Below are 25,228 nucleotides of genomic sequence, written 5' to 3' on the forward strand. Positions count from 1 at the left end.
TGCTGTCATTTTGTTGTGCAGCAAATATATAAAACTGATTTAAGTATGCAATAAAAAATAAAAGCACGCAAAACCGCTAAGCTTATTCAAAGCGGTTTGCGTGCTTTTATCTTTATGGCTTAAATATTACCCTCTTACCCTCGCCATGGGCATTGAATTCCGGGGCGTACATGCATTGGATACTGGTTATCCCTGTTGAGAAATTGCCTGGCTGTGCAACCCTCAACTCATATTCAAATACATAAGTTCCTTTACTAAGTTGGCTGATAAAAAAGTTTGTTGCTACATCTTTGGTTACCTGATAATACCACAAACCATCCTGGTATTTATAATCCGATAGTGCGCTAACCGGTTCCGTCCCAGCCGGGCGAAGGTCTTTCAATTGCACATATTCATAATCACGACCAGCTTTCAGGTATACTACTACTTTAAGCAGATCGCCGGTTTTGGGTTGATGTGCAGCATCTACTTCCTGCAATACCGGGCCGGCATCAGTTTGTTTTTTGATGAAGTATTTTCGTTCAAGCTGGATATCTGTTTTCGATGGTGTGATCTTACCCATTTGCTCCAGGTACTGCCAATACACAGCGCCGTAGCTTATGGATGAGCTATTATTCTTCACCTCAACTTTACCCATTTCGGGTTTTATTTGTTCGTCGGTCCAATTTGTTTTGATATAACCTGTACCGGCTTCGGCTTTTGTACCGGGTTTCAAATCAGAAAGTAGCTTGCCATCTATTTTTATTTCGGATGATGGCTGTGGTTTCAACCAGTTTTCTTGTTTTAATAGCAGCGCGTAAACAGCGGCGGCCGTTGCTTTGGTGGTTTTCCAGTTATTGGTTTGCTTGTTGCGCATCAGCCAGATCTTCATTTCTTCAACCAATTTGGCATTTCCACCAACTTCGGTAAACAGTTCGATCATTAAACTCTGCGTTTCAATAGGCGATTGGTACCAGTAATAGCCTAACAGGTTTTTGCCCCAATACATTCCCATCTCATCGGATTGTTGGGCCGTTTCCATCAGCGATTTAACGATAGCTTTAGCAACCGGCAGTTTACCGTTACGTGCCATAGTGAGGGCTATCATACCTTGCTGATAAATATTTTGCGTTACCCACTGATCTTCGGCGCGTTTTAAATAGTTATTAAACACCGCTTTCATTTCAGCATCTAAGGACTTACCTGTAAAATAACTACGCACATACCAGGCGTGTACTTCATCGGCACCAATATCACGCGACTCATATTTTTTCTGCTTTTTGGCTTCTTTGTCTTCCTTTAATAGTTGCCCGTCCATGTAAGCAAGGACTTTATTACCTATAACCGCCAGGTCTTTACTATCCTTTGCCGATGCTATGTTTAAATGAACTAATTGTCCTATCCCCTCTAAAACGTGGCGGGTTATGTATTCGTCGGCATAATTGCCCCCAAACCATGGGAAGGCACCATTTGGTAGTTGTTTTTGCTTCAGCTTATCCAGGTTAGCCTTCATTTCATAACTCATTTTATTGAGATCAAAAAGCTGGGCAATCCTTTTCTTTTGTTCCGATTCGCCTATTGCCGACTGTAGCCATGGGGTTTCTTCAAGAAGTGTAGCTTTTAATTCCTGGTTCCTTTCGAGATTGGAGAGCAACTCTTTACTGTCGCCATCTTTCCAGCGGTCAAACACCTGTTTGATCACCGGCATTTTGGCTATCAGATCGGTACTTAAGCTATTAGCATAATAACGACTGAATAACTGCTCTGAACATTCGTAAGGAAACTCCATCATATAAGGAATAGCCTGCACGGCATACCAGGCCGGATTTTGGGTGTATTCGAGTGTAAGCGTTTTATTTTGCAGAGTAGTACTGTTTTGATTGATGAGCTTCTCGAAATTAAATGTTTTAGTTTGGCCTGCCCTTACCCTCACAGGCATACTTTCGGTTACCAGCATCCTGTTTGGCAAAACCGGGATCGTATTCTCTTCACCATCGGTAAACTTGCCGGCATCCGCGGTAAGGCGATATGTTAATGCATCTAACCCGGCAGGGATCACCAGTTTGAAGGAAACAGACTTAGTTGATGAACCATCTATTTCAAACTTCTGCTGTGCATCAGCCTTGTTTATTAATAATGATACTGGTTGCATATTAATGGCATTAAAAAGCTGTAAATCAACCTTTCCTTTCAACTGTTCGGTTGTAAGGTTTGCCAAACGGGCCGAAACGGCAACCGTATCGCCTTCCCTTAAAAAACGGGGCATATTAGCATTAATGCTCAATTGTTTTTGGGTAACAACTTCGGCCTCGGTATAGCCAAACTGCAATTGTTTATTATGTGCAAATGCCCGGAACTTCCACTTAGTAAGCGCCTCTGGAATAGTGAATTCAATTAACACCTCCCCTTTTTCATCAGTACGAAGCTGGGGGTAAAAGAAAGCGGTTTCGTTAAAGTTTTTGCGTGGGACTATTGGTTTGGAAAACAATTCAACACGTCGCAAAAAGTCTTCTTTATCATACATCATACCCGGTTTAGTTCGTATTTCCCGCATTATTACTTTGTTAGGACCATTGCCCATGAATCCATACGATTTTCTCGATTGATCTACAGCAGGAGGAGCGAAAGCCATATCCGCTGCTACTACTGTTTGCACATCGCTATTCCCTACCGGTTCATTAATCCTGATTTCGTTGGTAACATCGGCCGCCATAAAATCTTTTCCGTTCGTTCTTATCCGCGTTGGCTTTTTAAAGCTCATTTGTACATACCCATTTACAGGCGGACTCATATACCTGGTTGGTAAAAGCTTACTGCTAAAAACCAGGGTAGAGCTTTTTGGAACTTTGATTTTATAATACCCGAACGAATTAGACAACGTACTGATATCCGATCCCTTAATTGTAATTTTAACCCCAGGCAAAGGTGCGTTATAACCATCAATAACCCTACCCGTTACAACATAGCCATTTTTAATAAGTGCCGCGTTCCGGATAAAGCCGGCTTCAATCTGTTTATCTTTTGCAAGTTTTTTTTGATGTTCTTTTACAGATTCGAGATAGGTATTGTATCCATAATTTTCGCCTCCAAAATAACTATAGTCAAACCAGTTAAGAGTTTCATAATTAAAGCTCAAAACAGGCTCACTGTAATATAAATTATTTCTAAAAGCAGATGTATAAACAGCCCTTACAAAATTGAAATAGACACTCCAGTTAAAATAATCAGGATTATACCCATATTTCGGCAACTGCTGATTCCAGCTCTGTGGAAGGGCTACATCATCAAGCGAGGCATCGTACATGCCGGCCAGCAGTTCGGCTTGTTCTTTTTCGTTACCTGGTGCTGATACCTGTAATTTCCATTGTTCTTTTTCGCCGGGTTGCAGCTTGTTTCTGAACGTAAGCAAGCGGATATTAAGCGCTTGGGTACTATCTTTTATATTGATATGTTTATATAACGTGTATAAGCGATTATCATTCAACATTAAAAACTGTACGGTAAAGTTATTTTTAGCCGTTGCAGGTACAGATATTTTTAAGTGCTGCTGATGAGTTCCTCCCACCGTAAGCCATTGAGCCGACAGCATCTTAGCACCCTCGTATTGCTCAACCAGGATGCGCGATTCCCTACTTATGCCTAACCAAAATTCGGCCGCTTCGCCTGCTTTATTTACATCGCTGTTAATGTTAGTTATCCAGCTATCCAAATCTGTAGCTTGCCCAACATCAGCATTAAGCTTAATAAAATAGGTTTGCGAGGTGGTATCACCTTTACTGCTTTTGGCGTTTATAACCAGTTTATAAACCCCGGTAAGTTGTTGTTTTAACGCGGCCAAATTAAGCTGACTACCTATAGAATCGCTCACATTAACATCTGCATCAATAACCGTTTTATTTATCGGCCAGGTTTTACTATCGTCTTCATTTTTATAAGCATATCCGTTAAAAGCCTGTTTAAACTCCGCGGCACTCATCAGGTACTGATCAGGGATATCCCATAATCGTTTTTTGAATGTTCCGACAGGTTGGGCCAAAGAATAAACTTTTATATTCAACACGCCGCTTTGCGGTTCGCCGTTTATATTGGTTAATTTTATGGGAATCTCGGTTTTATCCCTTGTAGATAACTGTTCTGGCACTGTCACATCCAGATCCAACACATTATTGCTTACTTTAACTACAGTGTTGGCCGATCGGGTTTCGCCGCTGCCATCCGTTACATCGGCGGCGATACTGTAGCTGTACATATCAGGAAGTTTCCCATCGCCCGGCAAAGCTTTAAAAGCAAGCGTAAATTCGCCGTTATCACTGGTTTTAATGGTATCCGATGCAATTTCGGCTTCTCGATCATCTCCATTAAAATCGGTGTTTCTCGTTCTTAAATAATACGGACGATAGATCATCATCCGCTTAACATGATAAGCAACTTTAGCACCTGAAAGGCCATAACCAGAAAAAGCCGTCACCTTCCCTTTTACACGAACCGAGTCATTAAACCGGTAAACTTCCTTCACCGGCGAAAACGATACCAGGAAGGTTGGTCGCTTATATTCCTCCACACGGATTAATGCGCCGCCATGATCTGTAGTCAGGAACATTAGCCCACCAAGCGTTTGTTGAGGGATAATAAACGAACCAGCTACGGTACCGTATTCGTTAGTCTTGATATTAACACTGTCCAGTTTTTGCCTGTTAGCGTCAACCAAGCTAACATTAACCTGCTTATTGGGCACAATGCTGCTTTTATTATTAAAAGTACTTATCTGTAGTGCTTTAAAATAAATTGTTTGTCCGGGACGATATATCTGCCTGTCGGTAAACAACATGGTATGTTCAATAGGTTCTGCTTTGGGTTGAGAGGTTTCAAATGCTTCGTTCACATAATTATTTTTACCTGTTAATTTATCCATCCCAGCGGAAAGCTCTACTGTATAGTAACTCCCCCGGCATGTGAAAGTAAATTTGCCCCCGGCATCGGATACGCCGTTACTAATGGCATTTTTTAGCACCTTTCCTTTATCATTAAAAGTGTTGTATACATTAACGTTAACACCTTTTAGCGGCGCGCCACTGTCACGGTCCAACACTATCACTTCTTTTACTCCATCGGGCCGTTGCCGGGTTACATAGGCAAGTCCACTTACTTTAAACCTTACCAGGCCGGCTAACGGCGATTGCTTTGGCAAAGCATCATCAATCATTAAAATATAATTGCCGGGCTGTAATGGTGCTATTTTAAATTCTGTTCTATGGCTGCGGTAATCATTTACTTCGGGTAACTGCAGTTCGCCGCTTTCAACGGGTTTTAATTTGGTTATGATATCAAATGTTTCTTTTCTAAGCCTGATATCTTCTCCTTCGTCCAGCTCCCCGTCTATTTTAAGCTGGCCCATCAAATCGTTAGTAAGGTTATAAACTGCGAATTTTGTTTTTTTCAAATTCCCATATTCCAAACTGACCAAGAGTGGTTTACCGGGAGCCGATATATTTTCAATCTGGGCCGATAAAACTTTTGTTTCTATTTGTTTGATATAAACCGCCGCGTTTTTTCCGCTGATGCTATTAGGAAAAGCGTCTTTTGCTTTTTCATAATAACCACGAGCAACAACCAGGCTATCAATTTGCTGGTAATAGAGGCCTATATGCACCAAAGCTTCGGCGCTTATTGGTTTAGTTGCATAATTAGCTGCTATATTTTTTAAAGCTTGCAGATATAGTGAATCCACTTTTTCTAATTTCGAATTTCCATACAAAAAGCCAAGCCGTTGCATTTCGAGATCGGCAAGCGCTTCCTGATCGTTTTGGTTCAGATGATAAGCAGTAGCCTGTTGCAGGTATTTAATTCCCTGGTACCAGATTGAGGCAGTATCAGTAGTTTTGACCCTTACATTGATAAATGAACGAGCATCTGCAAAAAAAGCGACATCATTTAGCGAAAAAGGCAATTTGGGCTTGATCAGATTTGGCTCATCGCTTAAAAAAAAGTTAAACGCCCGCTGCACCAAAAAGTCGTAAAGTGTTGGTCGCAAATAGCGAATACTTTTATCTCCTTTTAACACGCCATCCAGTATGCCTATGGGCGTTTCCTGCTCCCTTTTAACATCAGCAAGCGAAAGATTGTACAAGCGCGAAGCTTCGGCAATGATGGATTGCAGGTCCCATTTGGTATAGTCATCGCCCTGCTTTTCAAGATGACTTCGTTGCCTGAATTGATACCGGTTTTGCTGATAATAATTCCAATACATTTCGGCCAGCATAGATTGCAACACCGGCTTTACCGGGTACCCGGCTTTGGCAATATCCGCTTTTAATTTGGCGATGATTGCAACCAGTGCATTCTCTTCAATGTACGATTGAAAAGTCATCCGGTAAATAACCGCATGTACCTGCTGGGCAGCATTATTCTCGCTATGAGCAAGCTTATCCAGCTTATCAACCTCTTTTAATGCTGATTTGGGCAAACCAACGGCGGCAAGCGAGTCTATTTTAAAACCAATAGCATCATACTTACTTTGTGCCGAAGCATTTTTTATGCTGACAGATAACAATAAAAAGAGAACAGATGTACCGATTTTTATAAAGCGTGATAACATACAGGTTAACGGTTTGGGTTGATGTTTTAACGACAGAACAAGATATAAAATATCCATCAGCATAAAATTTAGCATTTTTTAACAGTTATTGCGCACGCTAAGACGCAAAGCCGCAAAGCTTATCGAGCTGAAGCGCCTACCTAACTTAAAAATCCAAACTATTCATCTTAAAAACCTTTGCGCTTTAGCGTCTTTGCGCGCTAAAAAATCTCAAACTATTAACCTTAAAACCTTAGCGTCTTTGCGCGCTCAAAATCTCAAACTATTCACCTTAAAAATCTTTGCGCCTTTGCGTGCTCAAAATCTCAAACTATTAACCTTAAAAACCTTAGCGTCTTTGCGCCTTTGCGTGCTCAAAATCTCAAACTATTAACCTTAAAAACCTTAGCGTCTTTGCGAGACTCTCCTTTAAAAGATGCTGCTTCACTCATTTTTCCATAATCGCGATGAACCACTCATATCCAGCCAATTGAAACAGCAATATTACTTTGTAAATTAATTTAAAAAGTTAATTTTAGTTATGATCACCACCAATTATAAACCTGTAAAAACCTTGCTTTCTGCAGCGCTGATAGGCCTGCAAAGCCTACCTGCCCACGCCCAAACCAAAATTGGCACTACCGAAATAACCAAATGGCAATACGGCAAAACTGGCGCTGTATCCATTACTTACGATGACGGTTCGATGAATCAGTTCAGGAAAGCCTTACCCGTTATGGATAAAGTTAAAGTGCCAGCCACGTTTTTCATTATCACCGGTTCCATCCCCGGCTCAAAATATCACGGAAGGTTTATCGGCCGGCCGGTTAAGGAGATCATTAAAGAGTCGGCTACTATACCAACTAATGATCAAAACTTTTTTGAGCGATGTTCGGCTACAGGTTATTTAGGCTACATGGGCACCATTGCCGCACACACACAGGCGGGCAGCTTATACGATAGCGGTAAAAAAGAAAAAGCGTTTAAAATATTGGATGATATTTACGCCAAAGCGCGCAATGGCGAATTAAAACCCGGCTATGAGCCTAACGATGAATTTAAACAATCGGTAGGATCAACCTGGGATGATTTCAGGAAAGATGCCGCCCGGGGCTATGAATTTGCAAGTCATTCCATTACCCACCCCAGTATGCCCGGCCTCGATGAGCCTAACCTGCTTTGGGAACTGGAGAAAAGCAAAGCAGATATCCTGGCGCAGCTCGGCCCCAAACACACCTTTTCGGCCGAATGCCCTTACGGCTTTGAAAACGACCGTGTAATGAGTTATGCCCTTAAAATATACCCCGCCTTACGCAACCGTATGCCCGAACCATGGCTAAAAGAAATTGATCGCGCCAGCAAACAATCGCCCGGCTCAACAGATAAGGATTATATTCAATGGCAGCGTGGCGCAACCACCAAAACGCCGTTACCGATGATGAAACTTTGGGTTGATACCACTCTTACCCATACAAATACCTGGCTGGTGCTGGTTTTCCACGGTATTGACGGAATGGGGTACGAAGCCTTGCCCAGCACCTTGCTCGACGAGTATTTCAGGTACATTAAAAGTAAAGACGATAAACTTTGGATAGCCACTTTTGGTGACGTGACCCGCTACATGCGCGAACGTGAACATGGTAAAGCGGCAGCTACCGTGGCAGGCAATAGTGTACAGGTTAAGGTGAGCCATACTTTGGATAGCAAAATGTATTATTTGCCGGTAACGCTTAAAACGTATGTGGCATCGGGTTGGGTATCGGTTAAGGTTTTACAGGGGAAGAAGAGCGTAAAAGTTAAAGTGGATAAAGATGACCAAGGCACTTATGTGATTTATCAGGCGCTGCCTAATATTGGAGTGATAACGTTAACAAAAGCTTAGGGTGACAAGTACTTTATTTCGCTGTTCGAAGCCTTTAACTTCGAACAGCACGGGATTATTTCTTTACACCACGCTGTCGTGTCTCCACGACAGCGAATTTTACCGCCTGGTGATTCTTGTCGCAAAGCATGCAATCGGGCGTGGGGACACGCCCTTCGGGAATATGAGAGATAGAGTATTTATCAAACTCGCTATCTCTCATATCCCCGAAGTTTCCCAACTTCGAACAGCGTTTCTTTATTAAAACATTATCTCGTTTCCAAAAAACAAACCCCACAGAAATTCATCTGCAGGGCTTGTACTAACCATTGCAACCCTAAGGCATATCAACTAAAATATGCCCAATTATCTTTATAGTCCGGGAGTTATAGTTTCATCGTAATACTCCGGAATTATGGCTTTCTGTGTAAGCATATACTTATGTTTTTCCAGCAGTTTTTTCCACCAAAACTGGTATTTGCGTGGGTACACTACCCTATCCTTATAGTCCTTTTTGCACAAGCCCTCGTAGCAAAGCAACTTGTTCATTACCTGGCGCGAGTGGTCAACCACCATGTGCGATTTGGGGGTGTACCCCATCAGCCGGTTAATTTCACGATTGGCTTTGCCAAGCAGTATCAGTTCGAAAATGTGAATGTGAAAGGTTGAAAATCCTTTAGTTCTTAAAAACGGACGGTGAAATGTTGCTGACTGTTTCATAAGTTAATGCTTAGGTTAATTAATGATTACTCTGTTTTTGTTACTGTAAATTCTGTACGCCTGTTTAGCTGCCTGCCTTCGGGGTTATCCTTACCATTTGGCAACGAGTTTGGTGCTATTGGCATGCTTTTTCCATATCCTTTAGCGTAGATGCGCTCGGTAGCGATGCCTTGCGAAATGATATAGTCCACGCAGGCTTGCGCACGGGCTTGTGATAACTTGAGGTTATATTTTTCGCTACCAATCGAGTCGGTATGCGCGCCTAACCGTACTATGATCTTAGGATTATCTTTCATGATAACTACCAGCTCATTTAGCACGGTTTTCGACTCGGGCCTCAGCGTGGCTTTATTAAAATCGTAAAGCACGTTTTTAATTACGATAGGCTTGTCTTTTTCAAAGGCCTGCAAACAGATCTCCGGACTGTACAACGTATCGTTGCTCATTTGTCCACTTGTTGGGATAGGCAATATTTTGGTGAAGTAACCCGCCTTTTCAAGCTTCAGGTTATATGGCCGTTTTGAGGTTACGGTAAACGTGTACCGTGCATCGGCACCTGTTGTTGTCTCTTTTAAAGTTTGTTTAGCCAACGAATCAACAAAGCTCACTTTAACACCAGCCAGCGGTTTACGGGTTTCGCAATCGGTAACTATACCGGTTAAAATGAAATGCTTATCATGCACCTCGAACAGGTTCAAACAGCAATCTGATTCCCTGTCCGAACTGATGTACCATTTGCTTTTATCCTTGTTATCGGGCATAAAGTACAGGTCGTCTTTAGGCGAGTTCATGGGGTAGCCCATGTTTACCGGGGCGGTCCAGCTGGTGGCATCTCCCTTACTTTCAAAAAAGTCAAATCCACCCAAACCAACAAAACCTTTCGAACTGTAGATCAGGCGCTTCTCATCAGCATTATAATAAGGAGCCTGCTCATCGCGCGAAGTATTCACGATGCTGCCCAGGTTAACAGCATTGGTAGCATCACCATCATCACCCAGATCACTTACCCAGATATCATCGCCACCAAAACCACCCGGTTTGTTCGATACAAAAAATAGTCGCTTACCATCGGCGGTAACAAATGGTTGAATGGCGTTATATCCATCAGCATTTACATTGCTACCTAATTTGCGTGGCTGTTGCCAGGTAGTATCCTGTAATTGGGTAAAATAAATATCATGGTAGGTTTTACTCCCCTCTTTGTACCAGCGGGTAAAATACATACGCTTGCCATCAGGGCTTAACGACGGCGTGCCGTATTCGGTCTCTTTAGTTTGATTGTTATCTTTTAGTTTGATCTGCACTGGCTTGCCCGAAGCATCAGCGGTGTAAATGCGGTTAATGTGCTTTTTATCATCCTTAGCAAAGCGCGATGAAGTGAACATAAACTTGTCGCCGGTTTGCAGTAAGGCATAGTCTGATCCATCAGAGTTCCAATCTCCTTTCAGCTTGGTAGCCTCCAATAACTGCGGATATTTATATTGCTCCTTAGCAAAATTGCAGTTTACGATTTCCCTTTGCGCCAAAGCCTTGTTATCATCATTTTGCTGATAGCTTGCCGAAAACTGTTGTAATTGAGTAATGGCATCATCAAAGCGTTGGGTTGCCCTTAAGGTTACACCATACCACAAACTGGCCAACGGATAAGTTGAGGCATCGGGAGCTTCTACAGTTTTTTTGTACCAGGGTAAGGCTTCTATGTAGTTTTCATACAGACGGTACGATTCGGCCAAACGGTAGCTTACATAGGTAGCATCCGAAGGCTTATCCTTCTTTGTTGCCTTGTTCATGGTTTGGAAAGGTACCTCCTGGCGTTGCAACAGGTTCATACCTTCGGCAACTTTACGATAGTAGTAAGCGGCTTCGTAATAATCTTTCTCAGCAAAAGCCCTATCCCCCAGGTTACGAAAATTCTTACCATACTGACCAAAACAGCTTAATGTAATGGCCGATAATACAATGGTTATAATGGTTATTTTCATGGTTTAGCGTTTAAAGCCTTGGGCAAACGGGCTCTGGTTCCTGGATGCGTTTACGGAATACATAACTGAGCGACAATTCGATACCGCCATTACCACCGGTTGCACGGTTTAACGATGAGGTATTTACATCATAACTGGCCCCGATAATGAGGCTCTTTACGTGATATCCGATATCGGCCACGGCGGCATCTTTAAAGCGGTATAAAAAGCCCACTATCAAACCATTATCGTTCTGAAATTTAAATTCGGAATATGCACCCAGGCCTTTGATATCGGCATTTTGCTGTTTGATGTAAACGGCGTTAGGTACCAGGTCAAAAAAGTCGGAAGCTTTGATCTTGAAACCGCCGTGAACGGTGTAACGTAATGGGATCTTGCCTTTGGTATTGGCAGAGAAAGCATCTCTTGGCCTTGACAGGTGACCAACACTCACACCACCGAAGGCGTTAACCGATTTAAACGGATCGCCATCGTAATAAAAGATCCCGGCGTTGGCATCAAATACGGTGCTGTTGGTCGTATTAAAGTTCTCGAAGCTTGGCATATTAGGATCGAAACCGCCAACCGGGCTGTACTGGCTGCCAAACTGTAATTTGTTCATATCAAAACTACGATTGATGATACCGGCCTGAACACCAAAGCTTAAACGCTGGTTACCATCCTGCGAGATAGAGATCGCGTAGCCCAAAGCGCCGTAAGCACTCAGGTAGTTGAAACTATGCCCACCCGATGATTGATCGAGGATATTTACACCTAAGCTTACCTTATCAGTAGTGCGCATATCGGCAGATACCGCCACCGTTTGGTAGGCATTATTGATATTGGCCCACTGGCTTTTAAAGTTGGCGTTTACGCGCGAATCGCCATTTATAACTCCGGTTAGTGCAGGGTTAAGCCATAAAGGGTACGCGTAGTATTGTGAAAAATGCGGATCAACTTGTGCTGATAACCGTCCTGCCGCTGCCATAAGCAGCAACAGGGTTACAATTGTGATTTTATTTCTCATCGTAGTAGATTGATAGTTCCTTTTCTTTTGATCACTTCTCCGTTTGTCAGCGTTGCCTCAACGTAGTACACGTAAACGCCTACCGGCTGTGCCGTACCCTTATATGTTCCGTCCCATCCGGCCGACTGGTTGACCGACTTGAAGAGCAATCCACCCCACTGATCGTATATCGACATGTTCATACCCTTGATCTGGTTGCCAAATACCAGGAAGATATCGTTATTACCATCCCCGTTAGGGCTAAAGGCATTCGGGATAAAGATGCTGCTGCCCAACGGATTGGTAGTGGTACCGGTTACCGCTGCCGAATTATCGCTCAACTGGCAAGCTGATGAACCTAATGCCCTCACCACAATGGTGGCGCTTTGCTGTGGTTGCAAACCGGTTACCTGGTAACTTAAATTATTGGCCACACTGGTAAAGTTTGAACCATTATTCAGGCTGATCTCATATCCTGTTGCACCCTGAACGGCAGGCCATGTAAAGGTGATGGTAGTAGGTGTGGTTTCGCCAACACTCACAACCGGAGAATCCAGTTTTTGCAGTACTTGTACCGTTACCGAGGTACGCACACCCGAGTTACAACCATTGGCGTTTGAAGCCTCGACGTAGTAGGTCGTGGTTTGATTAAGCGCCGGTGTAGTGAAGCTGTTACCGGTTGCTATTGCAGTTCCGCCGGTAGCCACTGTGTACCACCTGATGGTTGCGTTATTGTTATTGTTGCTTACATTAAGCGTAGCAGTACTTCCCGGACAGATACCCGCGTTAGGCGCATCAACAGTAGGCGCGCCCGGCGAAGCGATAACGCTAACCGTAGCCGATGTACGTGATGTAGATGAACAGCCTGTGGCATTCACAGCTTCGGCATAGTAACTGGTGGTGGCAGCTATGGAAGGTGTAGTAAATACTGTACCTGTATAAACCGGGGTAGTTGCCGATGCGCTGGTGTACCAGTTATAGGTAAAGCCATTTTGCGGATTAGAGATGCTCAGCTGAGCCTGTGCACCAACGCAAGCGCTAACCGCATTGCTAACCAACAGCGGTGCCGATGGAGGAGCAACCACGCTAACCTGTACGGTTGCAACAGATGAACTTGAGCATGAACCATTGCTGGCATCTACATAGAACCTTGTATTTGCCTGGATAGGATCAGTGTTATAAGTCGGACCAGTAAACAACAGGTTGGTACGGGTAGCATTGCTGTACCATTTATAAATAACACCAGCCTGCGGCGATTGTACCGATAATACGGCTGTTCCGCCCACGCAAACCGGCACATTAGCCAGGGTTGGCACAGGCGTATTTGGCTGCGGAACTATCACCACGTTAACCGCCAGCCTTGCCGAAGCATTACAGTTTTGGCTGTTTGAAGCCTGAACGTAATAAGTGGTATTAGCCGATAATGCCGGTGTGGTGAATGCTGTACCAGTATACAATGAGCTTCCACCTGTTGCTACCGAGTACCAGTTATAAGCAGTACCAGCAACCGGATTAGTAATGTGAATGGTAGCTGCGCTGTTTTGGCAAACCGATAGGTCGGCGGCGTCAACCTGTGGCGTTGGCGCGGTGGTGTTACCGATGGTTACCTGTACCGCGGTGCGTGTGGTTGACACGCAATTACCGGTGTTCACGGCTTCTACATAGTAAGTAGTAGCTGCGGTAATTGGCGGCGTAGTATAGGTTGCGCCGGTAAATACCGGTTGGCCTCCTGTTGCAACAGTGTACCAGTTAAAGCTTACACCTTGGGTTGTGCTGGTAGCTACTAATGTAATAGTACCTCCCGAGCAAACAACGGTATTGCCGCCCCCCTGCGCTGTTACAGTTGGTGGTGTTGGAATTTGATTTACGTTGATAGCTACCGAAGTACGGCCGGTTGATGTACAACCCGTGCTGTTCACAGCCTCAACATAGTAGGTGGTGTTACCTGCCAATGCCGGGGTGGTGAAGCTTGCACCTGTAAACAATGGAGTACCGCCGTTTGCAGCACTGTACCAATTATAGGTTAGGGCCGCCTGCGAATTTGAAATATTCAGAGTTACATTACTGTTAACACAGGTTTGTACTGTAGTAGTACCATTAGCTACCACCGGTACCGATGGAGCAGCCTGGATAGTAACCTGTGCCGAAGTAAGGTTTGCGCTTTGGCAACCCGAAGCATTAACCGCTGCTACATAATAAGTAGTGTTGGCAGTGATTGGCCCAGTTACGTAGGTTGTGCCTTCAAACACCTTGGTAGTTTGCGCGGCATCGCTAAACCATTGGTAAGTGATACCTGCAACAGGTGATTGAATTTTTAACGTAGCCGGAGAGCCTAAGCAAACCTGGGTATTGGCAGATGCCAGTACCGGATCTGCCGGCATTGGGTTCACCGTTACCGTAACTGCTGTGCGTGTTGAAGCGTTACAGTTACCTGCCTGCGATGCCTCTACATAATAAGTTGCATTGGCAGTTAGCACCGGAGTATTGAACTGCGTACCGGTGAATAACAATGTACCAGCAGTTGCCGCGGTGTACCAGCGGTAAACCACACCTGTTTGCGGGTTAACAATGCTCAGGCTGGTTGATTCGCCTGTGCAGATATTCAGGCCGCCCGCGCTGGCTTGTACCTGTGGCGCGTTTGGTATAGGTGTTACCGTGATATCTGCACGGGCACGGGTATCACTTACACAACCCGAGCTGTTTGATGACTCAACAAAGTATGATGCATCGGCAGTTAAATTATTGATGGTGAAACTTGAGCCTGTAAATACAGGTTGACCGCCGGTTGCCGCTGTGTACCATTTGTAAGTTAAACCATTAACCGGATTTTGAACGCTCAAGGTAGCTGTACCGCCGCTGCACACTGTTGTTGTAGCCGCGTTCAGCACCGGAGCTGTTAACTGGTTGGTAACGGTAACATTTACCGAGGTACGGGCACCATTATTTGAGCAGCTTGTAGTGGCGTTTACAGCCTCTACATAAAACGTCTGATCTTGAGTAATAGCGGCTGTTGTATAGGTATTGCCTGTATGCAATGCTGTTCCAGCTGTCGCGGCCGAATACCATACATAGTTAACACCTGCCACAGGGTTCAGCACGGCAAGTATAGCTGTACTGCCTGGACAAACCTGTACGTTAGCAGATTGCACACCCGGTGCAGCCGGACGAGGATTTACCGTAATAGTAGCCTGCGTGCGCGACGGACTGGTACAAGTCGCGCTAACCAACTCAGCATAATAGCTTACTGTAGCTATAGGCGAAACCTGGTAGTTAGCACCGGTAAATACTAAAGTACCGCCGGTTGGCGCATCGTACCAGTTTACTGTAGCACCGCCTGCGTTAGTTACCGAAAGCGTAACAGCATCGCCAGAGCAAATTGATACCGCTGCTTGAGCAAGTACAGGGTTTACAGGAGCTGGTGTAACGTTGGCGGTAGCCGCAACCCTGTTAGGATTAGGACAGCTATTTGATGTACGGCTACTTTCTACATAAACAGTAGTTGTAGCACTTAATGCAGCTGTGGTGTAAGTATTGCCTGTGTGCAGCAACGTACCACCCGCAGCTAATGAGTACCATTTATAGGTAACACCTGCAACGGGGTTAGCCACAGCAAATGTAGCACTGCTGCCTGCGCAGATATTAACGTTTTTAGCTGTAAGCTGCGCGATAGGCACCTGCTTGGTAGCATAGTAAATATTTAATGAATTGAATAACGATACCGTGGTGGTTAAGCGAACCTCAACCGCGTTGTATGCGGCTTTCGGAACAAATTTAACCAGGGCTGTTTGGCCACCTGCCAGTATAGTGATCTTGATGGCAGTGCTGCTCAGCGCTATACGGTCACCATTATCGGTATTGCCATTAAATGAACCTATCTGTAACTGACTTAACACCCCTACCGATGCCAGGTTAACCGGAACTTTAATTTTCACAGTCACGGTATCACCCGCCAGACCAGCATCGCCAAAAATCATCTTCTGACCAACATAGCCTACCGCGCCAACACCAAGTGTTAACTGGCTAAAGTTGGTAGTATCAGTATCAACCGAATTATCGCCTCCTGTTACACCGCACAGTAAGCAGGCCACGCCGCTTACGCTGTTAGTTTGGGTTGATGCAAAATCGCAGGAAGTTGAGAATACTGGGTTAACAATTACGGTAACCGGCGTACGGGTTGTGCTGATACAACCTGTAGCGTTTGATACCGCCTCCACATAATAAGTAGTATTAGTAGTTAAAGCTGGCGTAGTAAAGATTGCGCCTGTATGTACCGCGGTGCCGCCCGTAGCCGATGAGTACCAGTTAAAGGTAACATTAGCAGTTGTTGATGTGGCAGATAGTTGCGCTGTCTGACCGGAAGTGATCTGACCGCCTGCCGCGTTCACGGTAATCGTTGGTGCTACCGGGGCAGGGTTTACAATAACATCGGCTTTGGCACGGTTGGCACTTGTACAGGTACCTGTTGAAGCCTCAACATAGTATGATGTATTAGCAGTTAAAGCCGGGGTTACAAACTGTGCACCGGTATGTACAGGAGTACCACCGGTAGCAGTTGTGTACCAGGTAAAGGTAACACCAGGCTGAGTTGATGAAGCAGTTAAAGTAACTGATGAACCGGAGCAGGTTTGTGTGCTGGCCTGCGAAACAGTTGGATCGACAGGGGTAGCGGTAACATTAGCTGTTACTTTGGTGCGGGCACTGCTGCTGCACTGACCGCCGTTAACCGCTTCTACATAGTATGATGTTGTGGCGGTTAAGGCCGCGGTAGTAAATGTATTGCCGGTATGTACTAAAGTACCGCCGGTAGCTGCCGAATACCAGTTATAGGTTGTTCCATTAACCGCGGTTACAGCAAATGTAGCTGGCTGGCCTGAGCAAACTGTAGTATTAGGCACTGCCACAACCGGAGCGGCCGGTGGCGGAGTAACATTAACCTGTACTGGTGTGCGTACAGCTTGCGAACAACCATCGGCTGTGCGGCTGGCTTCGGCATAGTAAGTGGTTGAGGCTGTTAAGGCCGGTGTAGTGAAGGTTGCACCGGTAAATACTGGTGAACCACCTGTTGCTGATGTGTACCACCTTACAGTTACATTAGCCGGAGCCGTAGCAGTAAGTGTAGCCTGCGAACCTGCGCAAGTAGTAACCGGCGAAGCGGCAATAACTGGAGCAGGTACTGATTGTGAGGCATCGTAAACATTCAGCGCACTGAATACGCCTGCTACGGCAGCATTCAACCTCACCTCTACCCTGTCAAAATCGTGGGCTGCTTTAAAGGCTACGCGGAAACGGCTGGTACCGCTTAGCAACTGGATGTTGATCAGCGAGCCATTTACATTAAAATAATCATTATTAAAGGTAGCGCCCTTGTAAGTACCTATCTGAATTTGAGATAGTACGCTTACACTGGCCAATGTTCCCGGAACTCCTAACTCAACAATTACGCTATCGCCAGCAATAGCTGTGTTGGCAAAGCGCAAAGTCTGGCTTGCATAGGCGTTCAATAAACCAACAGGTACACTTAATTGAGAGAAGGTATTCCTGTCGGCATCAACAGATCCGCCCACGTTGAGCACACCGCAACCAACGCAAAGTACACCGCTGGTGGTATTGGTTTGATCAATAGCGGCGTCGCAAGGTACAGGATTGGTACCTTGTTGGTTCACGGTAACTATACCGGTAGCCCTTGTGGCCGATTTAGCACCCGTTGCCGGGATGCTCGATTCGGCGTAATATACAGTATTATTAAATTGGGGCTGGGTTGTATAAGTAGCGCCTGTAAATATGGTTGTACCGCCGGTTGGGGTAGTAAACCAGTTAAATACAGCGCCCGGAGTGGTTGATGATGCAGTGAACGATGTTGTTTGGCCCGGACTAACAGTAACTGTAGGCGGGTTAACGTTTATATCAGGTATCACCACAGGTACCACGGTGATAATTACCGGCGTACGGGTGGCCGATACGCAATTACCTAATGCGGTACCTGCATAGTAAGTTTTAGTGGCCGTTAATACCGGGGTAATATATGGGTTACCGGTAAACAGCAGGTTGCCGCCTGTTGGGGCATCAAACCATTGTATGGTTGCGCCATTGCTGGCGGTAGCATTTAAAGTAGCTGTTTGTCCGGCGGTGATGGTTACGTTTTGAGCGGTAACAGTTGGAGCGGGCGGAGCATCATCTACAATAACACTAACCGGGAATCTTACGGTAGATGCGCATGAACCGCGGCTGTACTCTACATAATAAGTAGTATTGGCAGTTAAAGCCGGAGTAGTGTACGAGGTACCGGTATGTACCACAGTACCGCCTACTGGAGCGTCGTACCAGGTAAATGTTCCGTTAGCTGGTGAGGTGATATTGATAACCGCACTGCTGCCTTTACAAATTTCGGGAGCAGTTGGGTTAAATACTGGCTGTGGAAACTGTTGTGCAGCATAATATATATTTAACGGGGTTAGCACGCTTGCTACGCCCGAGTTGATCCGCACAGTGATCCTATCGTAAGCGCCGGTTGCAGGAATATACACCGCGTATTTGTTTGAACTGCCTGCCAGCAGGTAAACTTTGATGAGGCCGCTGTTAAGAGCAAGGCTTGCGGTTTGGGTAGCACCATTAGATAGTGTTACCTGGATATTGCCCAACACTGCAGCACTTAACAAGCCATTAGGATTTTGCAATACCAATTTAATGGTATCACCAGCAAAACCTGGTTGCTGGAAGCGGAGTTCCTGTTGCGCGTATCCGCCTAACAATCCTGCTAAAACATTGATAGTTGAAGCGGTGGTTGTATCAGCATCGGTAGAAAGTGCCGGATTATCAACCCCGCAACCTATACAAATACCATTCACCGTTACGGTTTGCGCGTTGGCGAATGTACAAGGCGCGTTGGTGTTAATAGTTACATTAATAGTGATAGAAGTGCGGCTGGCCGATGTACAACCGGTGCTGTTAACCGCGCTTACATAATAAATTGTGTTGCTATATAATAAAGGTGTTTGGAAGGTAGTACCTGTAAATACAGGTGTGGCGGCATTGGCCGATGTGTACCAATTATAGCTAACTCCTGTTTGGGTATTAGTAACACCGATAGTAGTTTTCTGCCCTGCAGCTACCGATGTGTTGTTGGCAGCCAAAGTTGGGTTAGCAGGCAGGGGAACTACCGTTACGTTAGCTTGAGCACGTGTAGCGCTGGTACAGCCGCCCGCGTTAACAGCTTCTACATAATAACTGGTGTTGCTATGCAATGCTGCGGTAGTATAAGTTGGGCCGGTAAATACAGGTGTACCTCCGGTAGCGGTAGTGTACCAGTTATAAGTGGTAGCGGCAGCTGGGTTGCTTACCGCTAAAGTTGCTACGCTGCCATCGCAAATGCTTACATCTGTAGCACTCAATGTTGGAGCGGTTGGCGGCGGCGCTAAGGTAGCGGTTACCTGTGTACGGGTTGTGCTTACGCAACTTCCACCAGATACTGCCTGAACATAGTAGCTGGTAGTAGCGTTGATAGCGGCCGTAGTAAAGCTATTGCCGGTGTGCACTAAAGTGCCGCCGGTTGCGGCGCTGTACCAGTTGTAGGTTACACCGCTAACCGGAGTTACGTTGAAAGTAGTGGTTTGCCCTGCGCAAACGGTTTGGTTTGGTGTGGCAACTACCGGCGCGGTAGGGATTGTAGTAACATTGATATTTACCGGTGTACGTACGGTTTGTACGCAACCATCACTGCTGCGGCTTGCTTCGGCATAATAGGTTGTAGAAGCGGTTAAGGCAGGTGTGGTAAAGTTCGCACCTGTACCAACAGCGGTGCCGCCGGTGGCCGAGGTGTACCACTTTACAATTACGTTAGCAGGCACAGTAGCAGAAATAGTTACCGGCGAGCCTGAACAGGTAGCAACTGATGTAGCCGATATAACCGGCGCTGCTACCGATTGTGAAGCATCATACACATTCAATGCGCTGAACACTCCGGCTAAGGCGGCATTCAATCTAACCTCTACCCTATCAAAAGCGTTGGCTGCTTTAAAGGCCACACGGAAACGATTTGTTCCGCTTAGTAATTGAATATTGATGAGCGAACCATTTACGCTGAAGTAATCGTTATTAAAGGTAGCACCATTATAAGTACCTATTTGGATCTGTGATAGCACACTTACACTGGCCAAGGTTCCCGGAACGCCTAACTCTACCACAACACTATCCCCGGCAATACCTGCGTTGGCGAAACGTAAAGTCTGGCTGGCGTATGATGCTACCAACCCTATCGGCACATTTAATTGCGAGAAAGTATTTCTATCCGCATCAACAGCACCGCCTGCGTTCAGCACCGCGCAACCTACGCACAGTAAACCGCTGGTAGTGTTAGTTTGGTCAATAGCGGCATCGCAAGGTACCGGGCTTGAAGCCTGGTTGTTGATAGTTACCGCGCCTGGAGCCCTTGTGGTTGATTTAACACCGGTGGCAGTTACGGTAGCCTCGGCATAATAAGTGGTGTTGGCAAATTGCGGAGGTGTAGTATAAGTAGCGCCGGTGAAGATGCTTGTACCACCGGTTGGCGTAGTAAACCAGTTAAAGGTTACGCCAGGCGTAGTTGAAGTAGCAGTAAATGAAGTTGTTTGGCCTGCATTAAGTGCTACGGTAGGCGGAGTTACCGATACTGTAGGAATAACTATAGGCTGTACGGTAATATTAACCGGGGTGCGGGTAGCAGATACGCAGCTGCCTAAAGCGGTGGCGGCGTAGTAAATTTTATTTGCTGTTAAGACAGGAGTTGTGAATGGGTTACCTGTATGTACCAGGTTTCCACCGGTGGCGGCATCGTACCATTGTATAGTTGCTCCGTTGCTGGCAGTTGCATTTAAGGTGGCTGTTTGGCCGCTGGTGATGGTTACATTTTGCGCGGTAACAGTCGGTGCGGCAGGTACATCATCAACCAAAATAGTAACCGGGAACCTTACAGTACCTGCACAGCTACCGCGGGTGTATTCTACATAATAAGTAGTATTGGCATTTAATGCCGGGGTGGAGAATGATGAGCCTGTATGAACTACGGTGCCGCCGGTTGGGGCGTTGTACCAGGTAAATGTTCCGTTAGCAGGTGATGTAATATTCACTACCGCGCTGCTGCCTTTACAAATTTCGGGAGCGGTTGGGTTAAATACAGGTTTCGGGAACTGCTGTGAAGCATAGTAAATATTAAGCGGTGTTAATAAACTGGCCACGCCCGAGTTGATACTGATAGTGATCCTATCATAAGCGCCGGTTGCAGGGATGTAAACCGCGTATTTGTTTGAGCTGCCTGCAAGCAGGAATACTTTTATTAGGCCATTATTAAGTTGATAGCTGGCTGTGGTGGTAGTGCCATTGGCAAGCGTTACGCCTATATTACCTAACACGGCTGCACCAAGTAATCCATTAGGATTTTGCAATACCAGTTTGATAGTATCACCTGCAAAGCCCGGCTGTTGGAAGCGAAGTTCCTGCTGAGCATTGCCGCCCAATAAACCAGCCAGTACATTAATGGTTGATGCCGTGGTAGTATCCGCATCGGTAGCTAAAGCAGGGTTGGTAACGGTACATCCAATACAAAGCCCGTTTACAGTTACGGTTTGCTGATTGGCAAAGGTACAAGGCGCATTGGTATTGATAGTTACATTGATGGTAACCGCGGTACGGGTTGATGAGGCACAACCGGTAGCATTAACCGCGCTAACGTAGTACGTGGTATTAGTATATAATAATGGTGTCTCGAAACTGGTACCTGTAAATATCGATGAAGCCGCATTGGCCGATGTATACCAGTTATAGGTTAAACCCGCCTGCGGAGCAGTTACGCTGATAGTTGTTTTTTGCCCTGCGGATAGGTTAGCGTTAGCAGCTGAAACTGTTGGCGCTGCGGGCAGCGGGGTTACAGTTACCGTAGCTGCTGTACGTTGGGCGCTGCTGCAACCTGTAGCGTTTACAGCTTCTACATAATAAGTAGCGTTAGCTGTTAAAGCATCAGTGGTGTAGGTTGGCCCTGTAAATACCGGTGTTCCACCTGTTGCCACAGTGTACCAGGTATAAGTGATACCTGCAACCGGGTTACTCACCGCTAAAGTTGCCACGTTGCCGCTGCAAATAGTAACGTTAGCAGCAGTAAGTGTTGGGGCAACCGGCGGAGCGCTCAAAGTAGCGGTTACTTTGGTACGCGTTGCGCTGGCGCAGGTGCCACCTATTACCACAGCTTCGGCATAAAAACTTGTTGTTGCTGTGATGGCGGCTGTAGTGTAAGTGTCGCCGGTGTGCAGCAAAGTACCGCCGGTAGCGGCGCTATACCAATTAATGGTAACGCCGGCTACACTGGTGGCGGCAAAGTTAGCGGTTTGCCCTGAACAAACGCTAACAGTATTGGTGGCTATAACCGGGGCAGCCGGTACAGCGTTTACAGTTACGGTTACTTTGGTTCGGTCCGATTCATCGGTACATCCTGCACGCATGGCCGCAACATAATAAGTGGCATTGGCGGTTAAAACAGGTGTTGTAAAAGCTGCTCCTGTAAATACCGGCGATCCGCCTGTTTCCTGGGTGTACCAGTGGAAAACTGTGTTAGGCACCGCGGTAGCAGTAAGCGTAGCGGTTGTTCCGGTACAGATGCTGGCATTGGTTGATACCGCGTTGTTTATTTTAATAATTGGTTTGGCAATTACGCGTTGTATCTCGTACAGATCGAGCGTTGAAAGCACATTAGCTACGCCGCCTAATCTCAATTGTACCCTATCAAAAACTTTAGTTGGTACAAAAGTGATCACCACTTTACGCCGGGTACCTGTCAAGTCAAGTAAACGAAGCTGAAGCAATGATGAGCTTAAAAAAGCCTGATCATTATTGTCAGTATTACCATAATAGGTATTTACTGATGACCCTGCCAGTAAACCCACCTGTAACAGGGCCTCGGGTACAGATACAGTGATCCTCACCGAATCGCCAATTACTGATGGGTTAGAAAAGATGACAGTCTGCTGCGCATATGCTCCTAACAGGCCAACACCTGCATTTAATGTAGATGCTGTGTTCAGGTTTCCATCGATAGCGTTTTGCGGATTTACCACACCGCCGACGTTTAACCCTAAATTCAATAAGGCTGATGATATGCCGTGTAATTCATCAATAGCAGTGTTACAGGTAGCGGCACCAGCGGTAGTTACAAATCCATCATATAAATAAAGGCTGCTTAAGGCACCAACCAATCCGCCATTCAGCGTAACCCTTACTTTATCATAGGCCCCGGTTGGAGCAAAACTCAATTCAACCTGGTTATTATTGCTTAGTACGGATACCAAAGTAGCTGCCGAAACCGGGCTACCAACAGGTGTATTGCCATTATAAGCCTGAACAGTAATCCCACCGAGCGCGGTTAAATTCAGCAGGTTATCACCTGAACCTAATTTAACCGAAAGCGGCGTACCGGCAGGTTTTGTTCCGCCAGGGAAGGTCAAATCTTGATAAACTTGTCCCCCAACACCAACCGGTAAGCTAAAGGTAGAATAGGTTTGAACATTGCCGTCCGAAGCGTTACTCGGATTAAGCACTGTACATCCTATACACAAACCTCCCGTACCAAACTGCTGTGCGTTGGCATAAGTACGTATCCCTGACGGCACAACCGGTGGTGTAACCGGGTTGCCTACATTTAGTGTTATCTGTGTCCGTTCCGATTCATCGGTACAACCGGTGCGTGAAGCCGAAACATAATACGTAGTATTGGCATTTAAAACCGGGGTTGTATATGATGCTCCCGTTGCCACGGCTGTGCCACCTGTAGCCTGGGTGTACCAGTGAAAAGTGGTATTAGCCACAGCACCTACAGTTAATGTTGCTTTGTTTTCGGGAGAGATCAGGGCTGTTGTTCCTAATATGCCATTGATACTGGCCACCGGGCGCGGTATAAGGCGAACTGCCTCATACAGATCAAGGGTCGAGAGCACATTGGCTACTCCACCCAAGGTAAGCTGTACCCTATCAAAAACTTTGGTTGGTGCAAAAGTTACGGTTACTTTTCGCCTGTTATTACTCAGATCAAGTAAACGAAGGTTTAAAAGCGACGCGTTTACTGGTGTCTGATCACCGTTATAAGTATTGCCTAAATAAGTAGCTACCGATATATTAGATAGCAAACCTACATCGATCAGCGCTTGCGGAATGGATAAGGTCATCCTGATCGAATCGCCAATTACTGATTGATTACTATAAATAATGGTCTGCTGGGCATAAGCGCCCAACAAACCTACCCCTGCGTTTAATGTTGATGCCGTATTGATATCGCCATCAATAGCGTTTTGCGGATTGGCAACCCCGCCTAAATTGGCCCCTAAACCAAGTAAGGCCGATGATATGCCGTGTAATTCATCTATCGCCGCGCTGCAATTGGCAGCGCCCGTTGTGGTTGTAAAAGCATCATACAAATAAGTATTAGCCAAAACACCGGCCAATCCGCCATTTACGGTCACCCTGATCCTATCATAGGCCTGTGTTGGCGCTATGCTTACCTCAACCTGGTTGTTATTGCTTAACGCCGTTAACAATGTGGCTACAGCTACGGGGGTTCCGATAGCTATATTACCGTTGTATGCCTGAAGGTAAACTCCGCCCAGGGCTGTTAAACTTAAAAGCTTATCGCCTGATCCCAGCTTAACAGTAACCGGCGTTCCCGCGGTTTTAGCGGCCGCAAAAATAAGGGTTTGATAAGTTTGAGCGGCAACGCCAACTACTACGTTTAACGACGAGTATGTTTGTACATTACCATCTGAGGCATTTGTTGGATTTACAACAATACAATCAACACAGGCAACGCCGGTGGCTCCATGTTGTTCACTGGTGGCGTATGAGCGTTGTGCATTCGCATATTTAATATTAAACGAAGCCAACAAAATAAATAACACCAATAAAGCGTTCTTAGGGAAGGCGAGGTTTCTCATAAGGCATAGATGTTTAGAACTATGCAGTAAAGCTAAATCAAGCTAAATCAAACTCAACGTGGCTTTTCATTCATTAAACATTACCCCGGCCATATTATTCAGTATTTATTACTATTAGTTCATTTTGTTCGCTAATAATATTTTGTTCATTTTATTCATTCCGGAAATACAACTACGCGGAAT

General features: G+C 45.6%; 7 protein-coding genes. 2 read left to right on the top strand and 5 right to left on the bottom strand.

Annotated elements, in window-relative coordinates; translation table 11 throughout:
- Positions 1–112: 112 nt before the first annotated feature.
- A complete protein-coding gene (locus AAFN85_RS29320; RefSeq protein ID WP_347531528.1) occupies positions 113–6,649 on the bottom strand; it encodes an alpha-2-macroglobulin family protein in 6,537 nt (2,178 codons plus the stop codon).
- 13 nt (positions 6,650–6,662) lie between these two features.
- Here AAFN85_RS29320 and AAFN85_RS29325 point away from each other — a divergent pair, with 13 nt between their 5' ends.
- Together AAFN85_RS29325 and AAFN85_RS29330 are read left to right on the top strand one after the other, a co-directional pair.
- A complete protein-coding gene (locus tag AAFN85_RS29325; protein WP_347531529.1) occupies positions 6,663–6,947 on the top strand; it encodes a hypothetical protein in 285 nt (94 codons plus the stop codon).
- Positions 6,948–7,094: 147 nt separating this feature from the next.
- Positions 7,095–8,435 carry a polysaccharide deacetylase family protein gene (locus AAFN85_RS29330; RefSeq protein WP_347531530.1) on the top strand — a complete coding sequence of 447 codons (1,341 nt, stop codon included), beginning with the start codon at positions 7,095–7,097 and terminating at the stop codon, positions 8,433–8,435.
- Between the two features lie 351 nt (positions 8,436–8,786).
- Here AAFN85_RS29330 and AAFN85_RS29335 read toward each other — a convergent pair whose 3' ends face one another.
- Genes AAFN85_RS29335 through AAFN85_RS29350 form a run of 4 tightly spaced genes read right to left on the bottom strand, consistent with a single transcriptional unit; the run spans position 8,787 to position 25,045 of the window.
- The gene (locus AAFN85_RS29335) at positions 8,787–9,134 is read right to left on the bottom strand and encodes a hypothetical protein (RefSeq protein WP_347531531.1); all 348 of its coding nucleotides are present in this window, start codon (positions 9,132–9,134) and stop codon (positions 8,787–8,789) included.
- Positions 9,135–9,160: 26 nt separating this feature from the next.
- A complete protein-coding gene (locus tag AAFN85_RS29340) occupies positions 9,161–11,116 on the bottom strand; it encodes an OmpA family protein (RefSeq protein WP_347531532.1) in 1,956 nt (651 codons plus the stop codon).
- A gap of 10 nt (positions 11,117–11,126) precedes the next feature.
- Positions 11,127–12,122, bottom strand: coding sequence for a PorP/SprF family type IX secretion system membrane protein (locus tag AAFN85_RS29345; RefSeq protein ID WP_347531533.1), 996 nt, complete (start codon positions 12,120–12,122; stop codon positions 11,127–11,129).
- Positions 12,119–25,045 (bottom strand): gliding motility-associated C-terminal domain-containing protein, encoded by a 12,927-nt coding sequence (locus AAFN85_RS29350; RefSeq protein WP_347531534.1) that lies wholly within the window; start codon positions 25,043–25,045, stop codon positions 12,119–12,121. The genes AAFN85_RS29345 and AAFN85_RS29350 overlap by 4 nt, the downstream gene beginning before the upstream one ends.
- Positions 25,046–25,228: the final 183 nt, after the last annotated feature.

This window comes from Mucilaginibacter sp. CAU 1740, assembly GCF_039839285.1.
Taxonomy (GTDB): Bacteria; Bacteroidota; Bacteroidia; order Sphingobacteriales; family Sphingobacteriaceae; genus Mucilaginibacter.